The sequence below is a fragment of the Bacillus sp. EKM202B genome (genome assembly GCF_011066025.1).
In the GTDB taxonomy this organism is placed as follows: domain Bacteria; phylum Bacillota; class Bacilli; order Bacillales; family Bacillaceae_G; genus Bacillus_A; species Bacillus_A toyonensis.
Map to the genome: position 1 here is coordinate 26,523 of NZ_JAAMNK010000009.1, position 18,807 is coordinate 45,329.

Here is an 18,807-nt window from a genome sequence, read left to right on the forward strand (position 1 = left end):
AAAAACCAAGCAAACTGAAATTTGCTTGGTTTTTTACTTTAATTTATTATTTTCACATGTTCAAATGGATAATAAATTGCCGCTAACTTTCCTAATACATCTGCTCTATCAATAAGTCCTAAACCATTTCTACTATCCCTACTTATTAAGCGATTATCTCCCATAACAAAAATCTTATTTTTAGGAATTGTAATAGGTCCAAAGTCCTCTGTTAAATTCATCAGTTTTTTTTCAGCTTGTTTTTTATTACTATGCAAATACTCCTCATTTTTCACCTCATGATTCACATATAATTGGTCATTTCTCATCTCAATTACATCACCCGGTAACCCAATCACTCTTTTCACATAAAAATTATCCGTCTTCACAACAATAATGTCTTCTCTACCATAACTTTCAAATTGCTTTGCCAACTTATTAACAATTATCTTATCCCCACCTTGTAACGTTGGCTTCATAGATGCTCCTTTTACAGTTGTAGGGAAAAACAAAAAGATTTTTGCCAAAAACGCTAATAAACATGCACTTGCAATTATTCCAAAGAACTCACGCAAACGTTTTTTCTTTTGCATCATTCCACCATCTCATTTTCTTTTTATTTATATTATAAATACTTCAGATAGTTGTTTTCCATAATATTATAAATTATATAATTATAATATTACAAATTTTAAAACACCATTCTTTACAAGTTTATTATTTTGATATATCATATTTTATATTTATTAAGCAGAAATTTTCCTATGAATTTTACACTTAACAAATACTAAAACTAATTAAACAAATATATTAGAATATCAAAGAAAAAGATACTCTCAAAATAGTCTATCTACTATTTTTGAGAGCATCTTTTTATAGTCCTACATATACAATACACATCTGAGCAGCGACATATGTAAACCAAATCCAAAGTGGTTCATACTTCAGCTTGCGGCCACCAATATCTGTCACACCAATAATAAAATCAGAAATCACAAACAGCAAACCACCAAGCGCTGGTATCCACCATATTCCTGTATTCTCATAGTATAAGGCGAATGCAAAGCAAGCCATTCCCCCAACCCACAAGCCGTAAATTAGGGCTCCTATCGTAAACAGTTTGTCCTGTTTTTCATTTCGGATAAAAAAGAACCACCCTATAATTAGAAAGAGTCCGTATACGAGTAAACCAATCCAAAAACCATTCCATGAAATACCTGTTTGCAAAAATGCTTTTACATAAAAACAATGGGCAAGAGCAAAAGTAACCATCCCTCCAATTAATCGATGGCCAAAGGGAATCAAACCTGCCATAAATAAATCTCCTAAAGTCGATAAAGTCATTCCTAGTGCAACCCAGCTGCTATACTCTATCGATGGATCTTGTAGCCATATCCAAATCGCACTACCTGTTAAAGAAAAACTAAGAATAAGACGAACTGCTAAAGGTAACGGCATATTTTCTCTTGTTCTTTTTGTCTGTCCTATTGCATAAATTGCTCCTGTTAAAAAAATAATTATTTGTCCGATTAACACAATGTAAAGTACATTCATAATATGTTCTCCTCAATAAATGCTTTAATGTATCTTTTTTCGTTATATATAGTCTGTTCTCCTTTTTCTACATAAAAAAAGAAGAACAATACTGTTCTTCCATTTTAATCGCTTTTTTGTTCTCTACGCTACTTGTTTTTTTTGCTCCATTTTCTGCTTAGCCGGGGTACGATTTACGACAATGATTCCCGCTGCTACACATGCTAGACCGAATAATACAAATGAATGAATTGCTTCTCCTAAAATCATGCTCGATAATAACACACCAAAGACAGGTATGAAGAACATATACATCGAGACTTTTCCTACTTTGTTATACTTCATAATTGTATTCCATATACAAAATCCCGCTGCCGATAAGAACGATAAATATATGAGCATAAGTATCGTATATAGGTTAAAAGTAAATGGCATCGCTCCAACTTGTAATGCACCTATACATAGTAACCCAACTGATCCAAAAATCATTTGGTATGCTGTCATATACCCAACATCTAACGTTTTACTACCCTCTTTTGCTAGTATATTTCCATACGAATACATCATCGCTGCCCCAAGAAGTAATAAGCTACCTATTCCAAAATGGAATGATAAACTTCCATCACTCGGTACATTCACTAAAATGACACCACAAAATCCGATTGATACGCCAATTATCTTTCTCATATTGAGAGCATCATCTTTATATAAAAAGTGTGCGAGTAAAATTTGAAAGAATGATGATGTTCCTGAAATAATCGCTCCTTCAATTCCGGAGCTATAACTCATTCCAATATAAAAACATATATATTGAAGAAAAGTTTGGAACAAACCAATTTGAACTAACTGCTTCCCTGTTCCTTTTTTGAACTGCATATCTTTTCCTAGCGCTTTAAAAAATAATAAGAGCATTACACCAGATAAGAAAAAGCGATAACCAGCAAATAATATTTGTTCTCCGACTTCTTGTGGCCGAATCCCAAGTTCAGCATAGCTTAATTTAATAAAGGGAAATGCGCTTCCCCATAAAAAGGTTGCTACTATCGCAGCAATAAATACACCAATCGGATGAGTAAAAAATTTCTCTGTCTTCACTTGTTGTCTTCCTTTCCGATCTTTTTATGAACAATATTCATATATACCAAAGGAACTGTAAAAACACAAGTTTTCGGTTTATACTTGAAACAAAAACATATCATCTCTCAAAAACATATGCTATACTATAGAATAATTACAACATAATAACTATTAAAATCAGATTTAACAGAAATGCTGCTATCCGTTACGGATGGCAGCTTTCGTCGTTTTATAGGGGTTTCGATTTTGATTCTTTTTCTCAATAAGAATTTGAAAGGGGCGAGTAATAATGAACTCGGAAGTAAAAACATTACCATCAAAACAGAACGTACCTAATCCATCTTGGATTCAAACACTAAAAAAGCACTATGAACTTATATTTGCAATCTTATCTGGTATTTTCATTTTAGCTGGCTGGTTATTCACAAAAAATGAGGCGATAAGTGTAGGCATTACTTTCTATATCCTCGCTTATGTAATTGGAGGATTTGCAAAAGCGAAAGAAGGCATTGCAGACACAATTGAAGAGAAAGAGCTAAATGTTGAAATGCTCATGCTCTTTGCTGCTATCGGCGCTGCCATGATTGGCTATTGGGCAGAGGGTGCTATTTTAATCTTCATCTTTGCGCTAAGTGGTGCAATGGAATCTTATACGTTAAGTAAAAGTCAAAAAGAAATTTCAGCACTTCTTGATTTACAGCCTGAAGAAGCATTACGTATTTCAAATGGAACCGAGGAACGTGTTCCTGTTGGAGAATTACAAATTAACGACATTATTTTAATTAAACCCGGTGAACGTGTTCCTGCTGATGGCACAATTCATAATGGTGAAACAAATATTGATGAAGCTGCTATTACAGGAGAACCTATTCCGAATGAGAAAAAATTCGGCGATGAAGTGTTTGCTGGAACTGTGAATTTACGTGGTGCTATTGAAATTACAATTACAAAGCCGAGCGATCAAACATTATTCCAAAAGATTATTCGTCTCGTTCAAAGTGCACAAAGTGAAAAATCACCATCACAACTATTCATCGAAAAATTTGAAGGAACATACGTAAAAGGTGTACTACTCGTTGTTGCGCTTATGATGTTCGTTCCTCACTTCTTACTGGATTGGAGTTGGAATGAAACATTTTATCGCGCTATGATTTTACTTGTAGTCGCTTCTCCTTGTGCACTAGTTGCAGCTATTACACCCGCAACTTTATCTGCAATTTCTAACGGAGCGAGAAACGGTATTCTCTTTAAAGGCGGCATTCATTTAGAACGTCTAGCTTCAGTAAAGGCGATTGCCTTTGATAAAACAGGAACATTAACACAAGGAAGACCTACTGTAACAGATGTATATGTTCGAGAAGGTATAGCAGAAAGTGAAGTACTTTCTATTACAGCATCAATTGAAAGTCACTCTACACATCCTTTAGCTGAATCCATTGTTAAATATGCAAAACATGCTTATGATATTTCGATAAAAAAACCCGAAAACGTTGAAGATGTAACTGGTTTTGGATTAAAAGGAACATTAGAAAATAAAGCTTATAAAATTGGTAAAGCTGATTTTATCGGGGAAGAAACAAAGACATTTCATAATGGTATTTCTACCTCCCTTGAAAAAGAAGGGAAAACTGTCGTTTATATAAGTGATGAAGATGGTATCCTTGGACTTATCGCTTTAAAAGATACACTCCGCCAAGAAACCATTGCTGCTATTCGCGATTTACAAAGCATTGGTGTGGAAGCAATCATGATTACTGGCGATAATGAAGAAACCGCAAAAGCCATTGCTGCTGAAAGCAATATAAAAGAATATTATGCATCCTGTTTACCAGAAACAAAAGTTGAAACGATTAAAAAGTTAAAAGAAAAATACGGTACAGTAGCAATGGTCGGAGATGGTATAAATGATGCACCCGCGCTCGCTACTGCTAGCATTGGTGTTGCAATGGGTGAAGGAACAGACGTAGCTTTAGAAACTGCAGACGTTGTACTTATGAAGAACGAATTGTCTCGACTTTCCCAAGCCATCCGTTTATCAAAACGAATGAACCGTATTGTAAAGCAAAATGTAGTATTTTCTCTAGCTGTAATTGCACTGCTAATCTGTTCAAACTTCTTGCAATTTTTAGCTCTTCCATTTGGTGTTATTGGGCATGAGGGAAGTACAATTCTTGTCATTTTAAACGGGTTACGATTATTAAAAGGAAACAAATAAAAACGGGTCCCTCATAGAGGACCCGCTTTTTTTAATGGTAGCTATTATGCCCGTTCGCACTACTACTTGTTTTATGCTTCGGATGCGAACTGCTCTTTTGTTTATTGTTGTTTTTATTATTGTGGTTCTTTTTATTATTACTCATGAAATATCCCCCCTGTTCCTTTTTATTATGGAACAAGAGCTCATTATTCATTACGGGAATTATTGTCACCCGTTCTATAGTGATGGAGTAGACCATTAATTTCACCGCCAAGTAAAATTACCCATCCAGTTAAGTAAAACCATAACATTAAAATAATAATTCCACCGAGACCACCATATGTATTGGCGTAATTCGCAAACTTATCTACATAATAAGCAAATGAGTACGATACCACAATCCACCCTACAGTAGCAAATATTGCTCCTGAAATGACTTCTCTTCTTTTTAACTTTCGATCTGGTGCAAATGTATATAAAAAACTAAACAAGGCAAATAGTACGAAGAAACTCGCTACTAATCGTGTAATACTCCATACGTAAGAAAAACTATCCGATAAACCAATTGCTTTAAATACCGCTGCCCCAATCACTTGTCCGAATACTGGGACAATTAGAGCAAACACAATCATAAAAATGATGGCTAATGTAAACACAATTGATAAAGCTCTTGTTTTAATAAAGGAACGTGTTTCGGTTACATCATACGCACGGTTAAAAGCATTCATAACCGCATTTACTCCATTTGAAGCAAACCATAGCATCGACAGTAAACCAAATGATAATAAACCACCATTTTGCTCATTTACAACTTTATCTACGTTTACTTCAATTAAGTACATTGCATCTTCAGGTACGTACGGTTCTAATAAATTGAGCACACTTTCTGTTTGAAGGTCAATAAATCCAAGAAGCGTAATTAAGAAAACAAGCCCAGGAAAAATAGCAAGTAAGAAGAAATAAGCGAGCTGTGCTGCCAAGCCCGCTACATCATCACGCATCGTCCGATCGTATAAATCTTTACCGAACGAATAAGTGCGATTTCTTCTTACCTTTTCTAAAATTTTTCTCATATATGTTTAAACGCTTTTCTTCTCTTCTTTATCTTGCTTTAACTCAATGTACGCTTCAGTTTTTTTTTCCTCTGCATGTGAGTCTTTCATAAATAATTCACGTGCTTCTTTCATACCACCATCTTCAGCAACTACTGGCTCTTCTTCTGCTTTAAGCTCATCTACCTTTGGAGATACAGCTTGAATTTCAATCGTTTCTGGCTTTTCTTCTCGCTCAATTTTTTTCTTACTAAAAATTTCTTTCGTTTCTTTTAACGTCTCTACAACTGACGGCGTCAATTTTTTAATTTCTGCTACTTTCGCTTTCACTACATTGAAATCAGCAAGTTCGCGTCCTTTATCTGTAACAGTTTGCACTTTTTCTTTAATCTTTGCATTTTCACCAATTTCAATCATCTTTGTTTTTGCTTTTTCAGCAGTGTTTTTTACCTTTTCACGGTTTTCTTTCTTTAACATGGATACAGCTACACCTGCCGCTACACCAAGCGCAATGTTTCGAGCAATATTATTTTTCTTTGCCATATTCCTTCACCCTTTCATTTCTTATGTTAGAAAGTATTTCTTTCTAAGCTTCCTCATATTCCTTGTTCATTTCGAATGAAAGCTAATAGCTTTGCACACCCTTCTGTTACAAGGTCATACACTTCTTGAAAGTTCCCTGTATAGTAAGGGTCAGGAACGTCTGTCCAGCCACCGTCTGGAACAAAGTCGGACAGCCTACCAATATAGCCTCCAGTTTTACCTAAACTTTTTAAATCTGCTATATTCTTGTTGTCCATGGCAATAATATAATCAAACTTTGTTAAGTCTTCTTTTTCTACTTGCCTTGCTTTAATTCCTTCAAAAACGACTTCATTTTCTTTTAAAATTTTTTGTGTTCCTTTATGTGGCGGATGACCAATGTGCCAATCTCCAGTTCCTGCAGAATCAATGACAATTTTCTCTTCAAGTCCCTCTTTTACGACAAAATCTCGAAAAATCGCTTCTGCCATTGGAGAACGGCAAATGTTCCCAAGACAAACAAATAATACTTGAACCATATTTTTGTTTCTTCCTTTCTTGGTGCATTTCTTAATATATACTTATAGTATAAACAACCAATTATTAAATATAAAGGAAATCCCTACTAATTTAATAGGATTGAAAAGATTCATTAACGAAAATGATAAAAAAATGTTAAGATAGCCTTATGTTATTTTAAAGGGGGACACTTCGGTGGATTTATCCGTAAAGTCAGAAGAAAACGTTGAATATATGGTCGAAGCTATTAAAGAAAAATTACGTATGGTTAATGCTGGAGCGATGAGAGCTGCTAGCTTTAACGAAGAAATGTACGAGGACTTACGTGACATCTATGAGCATGTTATGAAACGTGAAACATTCAGCATTAGTGAAATGCAAGCTATTACAGAAGAATTAGGTACATTAATTAAAAAGTAAAAAAGCCTCTCTTATATGAGGCTCTTTTTTATTTCCAACAAATTCATGACAACTCTTCTCTTTTCCTCAACCAACTGTAAAATATTGTACAATAGAAGTAGAAGCTCATCTTAGATTTTTTCTCCGTACATACTACTCACAAATAATAGCAACACTACCATTGCTAACTGTTTTTACTGGAGGTGCTTACTTATGAGCAAATGGTACAGTAAGACGAAAGATCAAATATTAACGGATCTTAAAACAAATGAACAAAGTGGTTTAACCGCTGACGGTGTAAATGAACGCTTAAAACAATTTGGTTCAAATGAATTAACAGTAAAACAAAAACGTACTTTATGGCAGCGGATTTTTTCCCAAATTAATGACGTCCTCGTATATGTTCTTCTTATAGCTGCCCTTATTTCTGCCTTTGTAGGTGAATGGGCAGATGCAAGCATTATCGCGCTCGTTGTCATATTAAATGCAGTTATTGGTGTCATCCAAGAGTCAAAGGCTGAGCAAGCTTTGGAAGCACTAAAAAAAATGGCAACACCTAAAGCTATCGTAAAACGAGACGGCGAACTAAAAGAAATTCCATCTGAACAAGTCGTTCCAGGTGATATCGTCATGCTCGATGCTGGACGTTATATACCATGTGATTTACGACTTATCGAAACAGCAAATTTAAAAGTTGAAGAATCTGCTCTAACTGGTGAGTCCGTCCCTGTTGATAAGGATGCACTTTATCATCCTTCTATGCAAACTGATGAACAAGTGCCACTGGGCGATCAAAAAAACATGGCCTTTATGTCGACGCTAGTAACATACGGACGTGGCGTTGGTGTTGCTGTTGAAACTGGTATGAACTCACAAATTGGTAAGATTGCTACCCTTTTACATGAATCAGATGATGATATGACACCACTTCAAAAAAGCTTAGCACAAGTAGGAAAATATTTAGGCTTTGTCGCTGTAGCCATTTGCGCTATTATGTTTCTCATCGGTTTTTTACAAGGACGCGATACGTTAGAAATGTTTATGACTGCAATTAGTTTAGCTGTAGCGGCTATTCCTGAAGGACTACCAGCTATCGTTTCCATCGTTCTTGCAATTGGCGTGCAGCGTATGATTAAACAAAACGTTATCATTCGTAAACTACCAGCTGTTGAAGCTCTCGGGTCTGTCACAATTATTTGTTCAGATAAAACAGGTACATTAACGCAAAATAAAATGACCGTTACTCACTTTTATAGTGATAACACATACGCTCAGTTAGAAAATTTGAATGTAAATAATGATGTACACCGTCTATTGTTAGAAAATATGGTGTTATGTAATGATGCGTCTTATAGTAGTGAATCCCAAACTGGGGACCCTACTGAAATTGCCCTTCTCGTTGCTGGCAGCACTTTTAACATGCAAAAAGATCATTTAGAAAATAAACATGAACGTGTTAACGAGCTACCTTTTGATTCTGATCGTAAAATGATGTCAACAGTGCATACATACGATGAAAGCTACTATAGTATGACGAAAGGTGCTATTGATAAACTTTTACCTCACTGCACCCATATCTTTATAAATGACAAAGTTGAGGTCTTCACAAATTCTGATAAAAATCAAATATTAGAAGCTGCCGGGGCAATGTCTCAAGAAGCTTTAAGAGTACTTTCATTCGCATTTAAACAATATAATGCGAACGATGTGGATATTAATCATCTCGAAGAAAATCTCATCTTTATCGGTCTTGTCGGTATGATTGATCCACCACGCACAGAAGTAAAAGATTCCATTACAGAGTGTAAAAAAGCTGGTATTCGTACAGTTATGATTACTGGTGATCATAAGGATACCGCCTTTACAATTGCCAAAGAACTTGGTATTGCTGAAGAAAAATCTGAAATTATGATTGGAACTGAACTAGATAACATTTCAGATACAGAACTAGCAAACAAAATTAATCACTTACATGTATTCGCTAGGGTCTCTCCAGAACATAAAGTGAAGATTGTAAAAGCATTACGTGCGAAAGGAAATATCGTTTCTATGACTGGTGATGGCGTCAATGATGCTCCATCTTTAAAACAAGCAGATGTTGGCGTAGCAATGGGCATTACAGGGACAGATGTTGCAAAAGGCGCAGCAGATGTCGTTTTAACAGACGATAACTTCTCATCTATCGTTAAAGCCGTTGAAGAAGGCAGAAATATTTACCGTAACATAAAAAAATCGATTCTCTTCCTACTCTCTTGTAACTTCGGAGAAATTATCGCTTTATTTTTAGCTATTTTACTTGGCTGGGCGACACCATTACGCCCAATCCACATTTTGTGGGTTAATTTAATTACCGACACACTTCCTGCATTGTCACTCGGTGTTGATCCTGAAGATTCAGATGTGATGAAAGAAAAACCACGACGTGCGAAAGAAAGTCTATTTAGCGGGAGCGTCCCTTTTCTTATTTTCAATGGTGTTGTAATTGGATTTTTAACGTTAGCTGCCTTTATCGTTGGGGCGAAACTCTATGCTGGAGATACAAACTTATTTCCACTTTTCCCAGAGCAAATTGATGAAGATGCTCTATTACATGCTCAAACGATGGCATTTGTCGTTCTTAGTTTTTCTCAGCTCGTTCATTCATTTAACTTGCGTTCAAGAACGAAATCGATTTTCTCAATTGGGATATTTACAAATAAATACTTAGTCTTCTCACTTCTTATTGGTGTTCTTATGCAAGTATGTATCATCTCCATCCCTCCTCTAGCGAATATATTCGGTGTACATGCATTAACATTACGCGATTGGGGATTTGTTCTCTTGTTAAGTATCATTCCGCTCGTTGTGAATGAAATCATTAAATTAGTTAAGAGAAACTAAAAGGCAATGAGGACTGTTCCTCATTGCCTTTTCTTTATCCCACTATTTTCCCGGTAGTAAAACTCCCACCTCAAAATTCAGCTTGAGGTGGGAGATCAACTGCCCATAAACGCCCAATTAGTGAAGGTTAACAATCAGTGAGGATGAACAAAAACCCACTGATTAAAGTTTCACTTTATCCTTGTAATTCTTTTTTGATGTTTTCTGTTAGTGTAGCCATGCGCTTACGACTTTCTTCACGCTCACGTTTATTTTGCTCTTCAATTTGTTGTGTTTCTTGCATACCTCTTGAAATAATGTTCCAAGTTTCTTCAAGTGTTTCCATCTTAATACTAGAAGAACCTGATAATCTCGCTACTTCCACACTTTGAGTTGCGATATTTTGTGCATTTTTCTTCAGTAACTCATTTGTACGACGATCAAGTTCAGCCATAGAATCTGCAACAAGCTTTTGACGTTTCGCATTTACCGCTTGAATGATACCATTTTTAAAGATAGGAATCGTTGTAATAAATGCTGTATTAATCTTACCTATTAATTTATTGTTACCACGTTGAATCATACGAATTTGTGGTGCTGTAAGTAGAGCAACCATACGTGCCTTTTCTAAATCATCAATACGTTGCTCTAAAATTTCAACAGAGTTTTTAAGTGATTCTAATTCAATACCTGCTAGTTGATCATTATTACGTACGCGCTCTTCATACATCGGGACTAACTCTGTATTTAAACGCTCTAATAACATTTCTCCTGCCACTACGTACTTTTCTAAATCTAAATAATACTTTAAGTTTTGCTCATACAAGCCATCTAACGTACCAATTGATTTTTTCATTTCATCTTGATACTTCGTAATTTCTACGTATACTTTATCCATTTCGCGACCCATTGTCTGATACTTACTAAAGATTTGTTCAATCATTTTATCTGCTTTTTTGAACATACGTGAGAAGAAACCACTTTTCTCTTCCGCAAAATCTTTACTATCAAACCTGTCCATAATTTTACCAAGCTGTTTTAATAATTCACCAGAGTCTTCTATTTTTGATAAAGACATTGTATGTAAAATTTGATCAGCGAAACGTGAAATTTCCATAGACGGTTCTTTTCCAAGCTCGATTAATTCTAACTGATCTTTAATATCTACCGCATTATAAATACGTTGTACTTCCGCATCTTGTCTAAGTTGTAAACGGACATCTTGTGCGGTTTGCTCATTTAATTCTGTTTTTGAATCTAGTACGACTGGGTTATTCATATGGTATTCTCCCTTTCCTTATAAAAATGGACGAAATAGTCCTTTTATTGTTTGTGATAAATTTTTATAGGCTGATGAACCATGAAACTCAAGATCAAAATTAACTTCCTCAAGCCAATGTGAATCAAATGCGCCTGCTTCAATATACGGTTCAATATCGTTTCTCCCCGTTGGATTGAAATGGAATACATCTACTCCAATTTGATTTAAAAATAGTAGTAAAACAGCATCGGAACGAGTTAATTCTCCACTCTTCTCATTATTAAATATAACAATTTTCGGTACATCTTGTGAATAATCAAATTTCTCAAGCTGTTCTAAAATATTCGGTGGTATTTGAGAGAGCTGCGCGAAAACATATAGTGCTACCTCTTGTTTCATCTCTTTCCCAACTGGTTTACACATTTCACTTTCACACGTATGGATGATTGCCTCTGCAATACCATGCTGTAAACCTTCCGGTAAACGCTTATGCGGCCACCAATGGCTATTCATAATTAAATCCGGGTGTAACTTTCCTCCGCGGTCCAATGCATCTCGGTAATGATATTGGAAATTCGCTTTTTGTTCTTTCGTAAACGGGAATGTATTAATTAATAAACTGTTATCGAATGATGTAACTGCCTTTAATCGTTGAAAATATTCTTTATCGTTCTTTGAAACGCCTGATATTTTTGCAAATAAAGAAGGGATATAAATGTGTTTATTTTCAACAAAGAATGTTGGGCGTACAAACGACTTTTCTTTCGTAATTAAAAAGAGTTCATCATATGTCGTTTTTAATGTACGTGCTACAGGTGTATACGAACGGAATTGCCACGGCTTATACAGTAGTGAATTATCATGGTGAAGTACTTGCTCAATTTCCTTTGAAGCTTGGTACGCTACTGTTGCGACGCGTTCGCGACGACGATCGGGAAATGGTTCAAGAGAAATACGGCTTGAATGAGACACAACAAAAGTTCTTCCCGCTTCATCGATATTCTCAAAGCCATCTTTTCCTTCCGGGTGATAATAAAGTACATCACAGCCGAGCATAATAAGAAAGTATAAGAAATATATACGACTTTCCTGTGCATCACCATACCAAATGATACGCGGCATTTGTTTCTTATAATTAATCGTAGAAAACCACTTCGTTACATAATTCTCACTTAACTTAATCATATCGATTAAGAAACGACGGAATCCTTCTGTCTTTAAAGATTGATTATGTTGTTTCTCATACAATTTCAATACAGAAATAAACGTCGTATGTATATAATGTTGCAAATCAGGATTGTCTACTTGCGGTAATAGTTGCTTTCCAGACAAATGGGCTACAAGCCTATTTACTGTAAGTCCATTTGGTGCTTCTTGATGTAACGCAAAAACTTCTTGAATATGACGCAGTTTTTCGGAATCAATCACCTTATTTAAATTTTGTTCATGCAAAACCTCAATCCCTTTTGCTTCACTATAATCAGATAAATCATTGAAATATTCATCTACATCATTAGGAACACCAAGAATACGCGTTGCTATATAACTAAATTTCATTTCATTCTCTGTCAGTTCATATTGTGGGCGTTTTTCTAAAAGCGCTTCAAATTGTTTTAAATCTGATTCTTCTTTTAATGCACATGGTTGAAGTGTAAAACGTGAAAACACAACAGTTCACCTCCAAAAACATTTACGTTTTTATAAAGTCTCTCTTCTATTATAAACTATTTTTAGTTATAAAAAATGGGCGCTCGCATAACGAGCAAACCCATTTCAATTATTTATGATTATTTTTAGTAGCTGCAACTTCTTCTTTAGCCTGTCCAGAATTCTTCATGTAGTGAATTATAAATGTTGCTCCAAATGCTACAAGTAAAATAATAAAGAACAGTGTATGACTAATGTGAATATCAATTAGAGACAATAACATTTTCGCTGCAATAATTAGAATTAAAATATACGCTGTTGTTTCTAATTCTGGAATACGCTCTAACAATTTTAAAAATACGCCAGCAATACCACGCATCATTAAAATACCGAGCATTCCGCCTAATAGTAAAATCCAAACTTCATTTGATACACCAAATGCAGCAAGTACGCTATCTACAGAGAACGCGATATCCATTAATTCAACCATCGCAACCGTTCCCCAGAAGACACCGAACATTCTAAAGAGAATACTATTTTGATTCATACCATGAGCTTCCTCTTCTTCACTTGCACCTTTACGCTTATCAATAAAGTATTTCACTGATAACCAAGCAAGGTAAAGCGCACCAAGAAGTTTTACCCACCATAATTTAATTAAGAACATTCCAATTCCAATCGCAATAAAGCGGAACACATAAGCTCCAATAAGTCCGTAGAATAATGCTTTTTTACGTTTCTCTTCCGGAAGATGTTTTACCATTACCGCTAACACAAGTGCGTTATCAGCAGATAGTAACCCTTCAAGTACAACAAGTGTACCAATTAATCCCCAAGATACTGGATCTTGCAACACTTTAATCCACATATCTAAGTCGAAAAACTGAGCATACGTATTAATGATTTCTTGCAAAATGCTCATCTTACCTTTATCCCCTATTCTTTGCTAGATTTATAGAAAGGTCAAAAAAAGGAAACGAATGTCGTTTCCCTTCTTATGCATCCAAGCCATACGCTCTTACAAGCGCACCTAATCCACCTTGGAAACCGCTTCCTACTGCATTAAACTTCCACTGTCCATTATGACGGTATAATTCACAAAAGACAACTGCTGTTTCAATGGAGAAATCTTCCCCTAAATCAAAACGAAGAACTTCTTCGTTTGTTTCCTCATTCGCTAAACGAACGAATGCGTTTCCGACTTGTCCAAAGTTTTGATTACGGCCTTCACCATCATAAATTGTAACTGTGATTGCAATTTTATGTACCTCTGCTGGAACTTTCTTCAAATCGACAACAAGTTGCTCATCATCGCCTTCACCTTCACCTGTACGGTTATCTCCTGTATGCAGAACAGATTCACAAGGAGACTGTAAATTGTTATAGAAAATAAAATCAGTTTCCTTCGTACATTTTCCGTTCGCATCTAATAGAAATGCCGATGCATCTAAATCGAAATCAGATCCACCATCATAAGATTTAATATCCCACCCAAGACCAATTACCGCTTTTGTTAAACCAGGGCTTGTCTTACCTAAATCGATCTTCTGTCCTTTTTGTAACTGAATAACCATTTATATTCACCTCTATATTTTAATCTTTAAAAATATATCCATCAGTAAACATGCGTTTCACCGATGGATATATAAATCTATTACTCTACATCTAAACCAAAGTTATTACATAGAGAACCTAATCCACCTTGGAATCCACTTCCAATTGCATTGAACTTCCATTCACCTGCATGACGGTATAATTCACCCACTACTACCGCTGTTTCAATAGAGAAGTCTTCTCCTAAATCGTAACGAATTAATTCTGCATTTTTCTCTTCATCTAGAATACGTACGAAAGCGTTAGAAACTTGTCCAAAGTTTTGGCTACGGCCTTCTCCATCATAAATTGTAATTGTGAAACAAATACGTTCGATGTGAGCAGGAACATTTTTCAAATCTACTTTAATTGATTCGTCATCGCCTTCACCTTCGCCTGTGCGGTTATCTCCTAAATGCTCTACAGCACCATTCGCACCTTTTGGATTATTGTAGAAGACGAAATCCTCTGCGCCTGAAACTTTACCATTCGCACCTACTAAGAAAATACTAACATCTAAATCGAAATCGTTTTGTCCGTCATAACGATTCGTATCCCAACCAAGTCCTACAAGAACTTTTGAAAGACCTGGATTCGTTTTTGTTAAATCTACCTTTTGTCCCTTTTTCAACGAAATTGATGCCATATACAATTCCTCCTCGGTTTATTTTATTGATAACGTGATACAATCTCACTTAAATTTTTATCTTGTGTTCCTTCTCCAACCGCTGAAAACTTCCACTCACTTCCGTGTCGGTACATTTCTCCTGCAATTAGAGTCGTTTTGCCAGCATAGTTATCTGACAAGTTATAACGTGCTAATTCTTCACCTGTTTGCGGGTTTTGAATACGAATATATGCATTACGAATCATCCCAAAATCTTGACGACGATTTACACAGTCATAAATATTTACAACGAATACTAAACGATTAATACGGCTCGGAACTTTATGTAATTCTACGAAAATTGTTTCGTCGTCACCAGCGCCTTCACCTGTTAAATTATCTCCTGAATGAATAATACTACCACAAGTAGAAAGTTTGTTTCCAAAGTAAACTAAATCATTTTTATTTAAAAAACGCTCTCCTTCTAACATAACAACTGATGCATCACAATCTACATTTGGTTTACTTCCAAATAATGAAGACAGAAACCCACCTGATTGCCCAATTGGATCCCAGCCTAAGCCAACCTGTAGTTTTGCTACTCTCGGTTGTCCTTTCGTTAAATCGATCTTTTGTCCTTTTTCTAAAATAATAGGCATGAAGTTTCTTCCTTTCTACAAAGCATTTTCCTAATCGGAAAATATTGTATTCTTCTCTTATATTGTAGCATTATTTATCTATTGAGAAAAAGAATAAATTCTCAATTATATGAAAACACCTATATCATTTATTTATATTGATGTAAGAAGTGGTAAATCGAACCAATCACTCCTGCGTGATTACGATTTTGTGCGATTTTAATCTCGCAATTACTATAAATCTCAGGATTTAAATATTTTCGTACCTCTTCCTTTACTTCTTCTAAAAATCGATTACCTCTATTAGTAATCCCTCCACCAATAATAATTACTTTTGGATTGAAGATATAAGCAAGATTACTAATTCCAATGGCTAAATGTTTAAAGAATATTTGAACGGCATGTATAACTTCTTTATCCTTCTGATCATATAATTCAAAAATTTTTTCACCGTTCCAATTCCCGCTACCTTTATACTTCCGCACAAGAGAAATTAACCCTGAAATCGAGGCAACCTCTTCAAATTGTTTCCCTTCGATCAACATATTGCCCCATTCACCAGCACTAAATGAATGACCTCTGTACAGTTTTTTATTAATAACAATAGCTCCCCCTATTCCCGTTCCAAGGGTAAGCATAATGCAATTATTTTCATTTCTTCCAACACCTTGCCACATCTCTCCAAACAAAGCACAATTGACATCATTTTCAATGGATATAGGAACTTTTAATACAGCTTGTAATCTATCAATAATAGGAATACCAGCATAGCGTGGAATATGATCCACGCCGCCAGTTATGATTCCTCTATGAATATCTACAATTCCGGCTGTACTAATACCGATTCCAGAAACAACATGTTCATTCATTAATTGCTCCGCCAAGCTAATAATCTTTTGAACGATTTGTTCCCCACCTAAATGGGCCTCTGTTAATGTAGTTTCGTGATTTAGTAATATCCCAGATTTTGAAATAATCCCATATTTAATCTGTGTACCACCAATATCAAATGCGATATATTTTTTCACACTGTCACTTCCTCTAACATTATGAACTTCACTTTTCTGCATTGAAATGATGATGTTTTCCTTTAATAAGAGTTCACAAGATTTACAGATCCAGCTTTTACGTAGACACTGTTGTATTCTTTATTATCCGAAACAATTTCATAATACGATCCTTGTGGTGTATTAACTGTTTTCTTAATGGCTACCATAATGTTGCGAGATGTCATTCCAGTCTGACCTTCAGCCATACTTTTGAATATCGGAGAACCTGCCGTTAACGTTCCAAGTCGATATTTATTTAAATCTTTACTTCCATTCATTGCATCAATTCTATACATAAGCGAGGCAATTTGCTGTCCCCAATTTTCATCACTTGCATACATGACGTTCATTCCTTGTGCCTTATCTCCTAAGTTTCCACCATTATATGTATTTCCACTTGGATTTAAGTAATGCTTATCTATATATGCCGCACAAAAATCAATACCTTCTTCCCATGTTTTGAATCCAGTTGCACCATTATATGGATCTGAATCTACCGCTCTAAAGCCAAATAAATTTTTCTTATCTTGCGCGATACGACTTGTTCCCCATCCTGATTCTAAAATTGCATGTGACACTAAGTAACCCGCATTCATCTTATATTTCTCTGCTGCACTTACAAAATATTTTCCTAATCCAATAAGTGGACTCTTTGCATTCGATTTACGTAAGAAATTATCAATTTCATCTCCTGTATAAGTAGATGTTGCACGAAGTGGCATATACTCAAAGTATTGATAACTATCTTGTCCTCCAATTTGCTTCTTATCAAAAGCCTCGTAACGCTCTCCTTCTTTTAAATGTTTCGGAGCATTACCAATTTGATACGTTGCATGTTTACCATTTTCCGGATTGTATACATAATGATATAACTTGCCATTTTTAGTTGCATAATACGACGTTTTCTCACCAGTCATTGTCGGATGTAATGTAACATCATTTATATTCACATAACCTGTCATACCATCAATTTGGACATGAATACGATCATCAACAGCTTTTACAAATTTCAGGTCAGCTCCACCCTTTACATATGTGAGCTTTTTACCCGTCGTAATATCATAAATATTAATAACACCATTTGCACGAACGAAACCTTGCTTCATATTTACAACTTTACCGTCACTTTTAATGTAAGCATCTTCTTTCATATTCTGCATAATTTGTGTTGCTTCCGCTTCATTTGGTTTTTGAACCTTTTGTGATGAGGTAACAATTTCATAAGAAGACGAACCTTGTTTAACTTTTAAGAACTGTAACGAAACATAACCCTCTCCGCCATTAAAACGGATTTTTGCCCAGCCATTTTCTTTTCCTATGATCGTAACAGTCTCTCCATTTTTCAAATGACCGACAGCTGCCGCACCTGTTGATGGACCTTTACGTACATTTAATAAAGACGCATTTACAACTGCTCGTTCTTCTGTTACCTGTCCAGGGTTTGTTGGGTTTGTTGGATCTATGGAATCTTTACCAATCGTTATAAACTCTAACGACACATAACCTTCTTTTCCTTGGTAATTGATTTTCGCCCAGCCATTTACTTTTCCTAGTACTGTTACTTTTTCACCATTTTTTAAGTTTCCTAGAACCGAGCTACTTGTATTCGCCGCACTTCTTACTCGGAGACTTGTCGCATTGATCGTTCCTACTTCTTGCGTTCCATTCGTAATGTCTTCCGCTGGCTTTTCTTCTTGTTTTCCTGCTTCTAACTTCACAAACTCTAACGACACATACCCTTCTTTTCCTTGGTAATTGATTTTCGCCCAGCCGTTTGCTTTTCCTAGTACTGTTACTTTTTCACCATTTTTTAAGTTTCCTAGAACCGAGCTACTTGTATTCGCCGCACTTCTTACTCGGAGACTTGTCGCATTA

17 protein-coding genes are annotated in these 18,807 nt (G+C 35.5%); 3 read left to right on the top strand and 14 right to left on the bottom strand.

Going from position 1 to position 18,807, the window contains the following annotated elements:
• Positions 1-38: 38 nt before the first annotated feature.
• The 3 genes from lepB to G9F74_RS13405 all read right to left on the bottom strand — a co-directional run bounded on the left by lepB (position 39) and on the right by G9F74_RS13405 (position 2,607).
• The gene (gene lepB / locus G9F74_RS13395; RefSeq protein WP_016107466.1) at positions 39-575 is read right to left on the bottom strand and encodes a signal peptidase I; all 537 of its coding nucleotides are present in this window, start codon (positions 573-575) and stop codon (positions 39-41) included.
• A 277-nt stretch (positions 576-852) separates the two neighbouring features.
• Positions 853-1,533, bottom strand: a complete 681-nt coding sequence (locus tag G9F74_RS13400) for a lysoplasmalogenase (RefSeq protein ID WP_001102002.1) — start codon at positions 1,531-1,533, stop codon at positions 853-855.
• Between the two features lie 123 nt (positions 1,534-1,656).
• Positions 1,657-2,607 carry a DMT family transporter gene (locus tag G9F74_RS13405; RefSeq protein ID WP_016107465.1) on the bottom strand — a complete coding sequence of 317 codons (951 nt, stop codon included), beginning with the start codon at positions 2,605-2,607 and terminating at the stop codon, positions 1,657-1,659.
• Positions 2,608-2,878: 271 nt separating this feature from the next.
• Between G9F74_RS13405 and G9F74_RS13410 the strand changes: the two genes are divergently transcribed.
• Positions 2,879-4,804: a heavy metal translocating P-type ATPase gene (locus G9F74_RS13410; RefSeq protein ID WP_001083762.1), complete on the top strand. Its 1,926-nt coding sequence runs from the start codon at positions 2,879-2,881 to the stop codon at positions 4,802-4,804.
• 188 nt (positions 4,805-4,992) lie between these two features.
• Here the strand turns inward: G9F74_RS13410 and G9F74_RS13415 are convergent, their stop codons facing one another.
• From G9F74_RS13415 to G9F74_RS13425, 3 genes are read right to left on the bottom strand one after another with little or no spacing between them, the layout of a single operon-like run.
• A complete protein-coding gene (locus G9F74_RS13415) occupies positions 4,993-5,859 on the bottom strand; it encodes a YihY/virulence factor BrkB family protein (protein WP_001226534.1) in 867 nt (288 codons plus the stop codon).
• Between the two features lie 6 nt (positions 5,860-5,865).
• Positions 5,866-6,381: a DUF4075 domain-containing protein gene (locus tag G9F74_RS13420; RefSeq protein ID WP_001085404.1), complete on the bottom strand. Its 516-nt coding sequence runs from the start codon at positions 6,379-6,381 to the stop codon at positions 5,866-5,868.
• A gap of 53 nt (positions 6,382-6,434) precedes the next feature.
• A complete protein-coding gene (locus tag G9F74_RS13425; protein WP_000250901.1) occupies positions 6,435-6,899 on the bottom strand; it encodes a low molecular weight protein-tyrosine-phosphatase in 465 nt (154 codons plus the stop codon).
• 175 nt (positions 6,900-7,074) lie between these two features.
• On the opposite strand from G9F74_RS13425, the gene G9F74_RS13430 reads away from it, so the two are divergent.
• Both G9F74_RS13430 and G9F74_RS13435 read left to right on the top strand, forming a co-directional pair.
• Positions 7,075-7,299, top strand: coding sequence for a DUF1128 domain-containing protein (locus G9F74_RS13430; RefSeq protein ID WP_000366197.1), 225 nt, complete (start codon positions 7,075-7,077; stop codon positions 7,297-7,299).
• A 192-nt stretch (positions 7,300-7,491) separates the two neighbouring features.
• Entirely contained in the window at positions 7,492-10,158 is a 2,667-nt protein-coding gene (locus G9F74_RS13435; protein WP_000049586.1) for a cation-translocating P-type ATPase, read from the top strand.
• Positions 10,159-10,333: 175 nt separating this feature from the next.
• On the opposite strand, the gene G9F74_RS13440 is transcribed toward G9F74_RS13435, so the two are convergent.
• From G9F74_RS13440 to G9F74_RS30085, 8 genes are all read right to left on the bottom strand, one after another.
• Positions 10,334-11,416, bottom strand: coding sequence for a toxic anion resistance protein (locus G9F74_RS13440; RefSeq protein WP_001064417.1), 1,083 nt, complete (start codon positions 11,414-11,416; stop codon positions 10,334-10,336).
• An 18-nt stretch (positions 11,417-11,434) separates the two neighbouring features.
• Positions 11,435-13,066: a YceG family protein gene (locus G9F74_RS13445; protein WP_016107464.1), complete on the bottom strand. Its 1,632-nt coding sequence runs from the start codon at positions 13,064-13,066 to the stop codon at positions 11,435-11,437.
• 109 nt (positions 13,067-13,175) lie between these two features.
• The gene (locus tag G9F74_RS13450; protein WP_000025680.1) at positions 13,176-13,967 is read right to left on the bottom strand and encodes a TerC family protein; all 792 of its coding nucleotides are present in this window, start codon (positions 13,965-13,967) and stop codon (positions 13,176-13,178) included.
• Positions 13,968-14,040: 73 nt separating this feature from the next.
• Complete coding sequence (locus G9F74_RS13455; protein WP_016107463.1) at positions 14,041-14,619, bottom strand: TerD family protein; 579 nt, start codon at positions 14,617-14,619, stop codon at positions 14,041-14,043.
• 80 nt (positions 14,620-14,699) lie between these two features.
• The gene (locus G9F74_RS13460) at positions 14,700-15,284 is read right to left on the bottom strand and encodes a TerD family protein (RefSeq protein WP_000146728.1); all 585 of its coding nucleotides are present in this window, start codon (positions 15,282-15,284) and stop codon (positions 14,700-14,702) included.
• A gap of 23 nt (positions 15,285-15,307) precedes the next feature.
• On the bottom strand, positions 15,308-15,904 hold the full coding sequence (locus G9F74_RS13465) for a TerD family protein (RefSeq protein ID WP_001121599.1): 597 nt from the start codon (positions 15,902-15,904) through the stop codon (positions 15,308-15,310).
• 128 nt (positions 15,905-16,032) lie between these two features.
• Positions 16,033-16,911: an ROK family protein gene (locus tag G9F74_RS13470; RefSeq protein WP_000759854.1), complete on the bottom strand. Its 879-nt coding sequence runs from the start codon at positions 16,909-16,911 to the stop codon at positions 16,033-16,035.
• A 62-nt stretch (positions 16,912-16,973) separates the two neighbouring features.
• The coding region (locus G9F74_RS30085; protein WP_260407658.1) for an SH3 domain-containing protein at positions 16,974-18,807 on the bottom strand (1,834 nt) is incomplete at its 5' end.

Excerpts from the sequence above, each read along its gene's own strand:
- G9F74_RS13455 (WP_016107463.1), bottom strand. The coding sequence starts at position 14,619 with ATGGTTATTCAGTTACAAAAAGGACAGAAGATCGATTTAGGTAAGACA.
- G9F74_RS13450 (WP_000025680.1), bottom strand. The coding sequence starts at position 13,967 with ATGAGCATTTTGCAAGAAATCATTAATACGTATGCTCAGTTTTTCGAC.
- G9F74_RS13465 (WP_001121599.1), bottom strand. The coding sequence starts at position 15,904 with ATGCCTATTATTTTAGAAAAAGGACAAAAGATCGATTTAACGAAAGGA.
- lepB (WP_016107466.1), bottom strand. The coding sequence starts at position 575 with ATGATGCAAAAGAAAAAACGTTTGCGTGAGTTCTTTGGAATAATTGCA.
- G9F74_RS13440 (WP_001064417.1), bottom strand. The coding sequence starts at position 11,416 with ATGAATAACCCAGTCGTACTAGATTCAAAAACAGAATTAAATGAGCAA.
- G9F74_RS13400 (WP_001102002.1), bottom strand. The coding sequence starts at position 1,533 with ATGAATGTACTTTACATTGTGTTAATCGGACAAATAATTATTTTTTTA.
- G9F74_RS13425 (WP_000250901.1), bottom strand. The coding sequence starts at position 6,899 with ATGGTTCAAGTATTATTTGTTTGTCTTGGGAACATTTGCCGTTCTCCA.
- G9F74_RS13420 (WP_001085404.1), bottom strand. The coding sequence starts at position 6,381 with ATGGCAAAGAAAAATAATATTGCTCGAAACATTGCGCTTGGTGTAGCG.
- G9F74_RS13435 (WP_000049586.1), top strand. The coding sequence starts at position 7,492 with ATGAGCAAATGGTACAGTAAGACGAAAGATCAAATATTAACGGATCTT.
- G9F74_RS13460 (WP_000146728.1), bottom strand. The coding sequence starts at position 15,284 with ATGGCATCAATTTCGTTGAAAAAGGGACAAAAGGTAGATTTAACAAAA.
- G9F74_RS13415 (WP_001226534.1), bottom strand. The coding sequence starts at position 5,859 with ATGAGAAAAATTTTAGAAAAGGTAAGAAGAAATCGCACTTATTCGTTC.
- G9F74_RS13410 (WP_001083762.1), top strand. The coding sequence starts at position 2,879 with ATGAACTCGGAAGTAAAAACATTACCATCAAAACAGAACGTACCTAAT.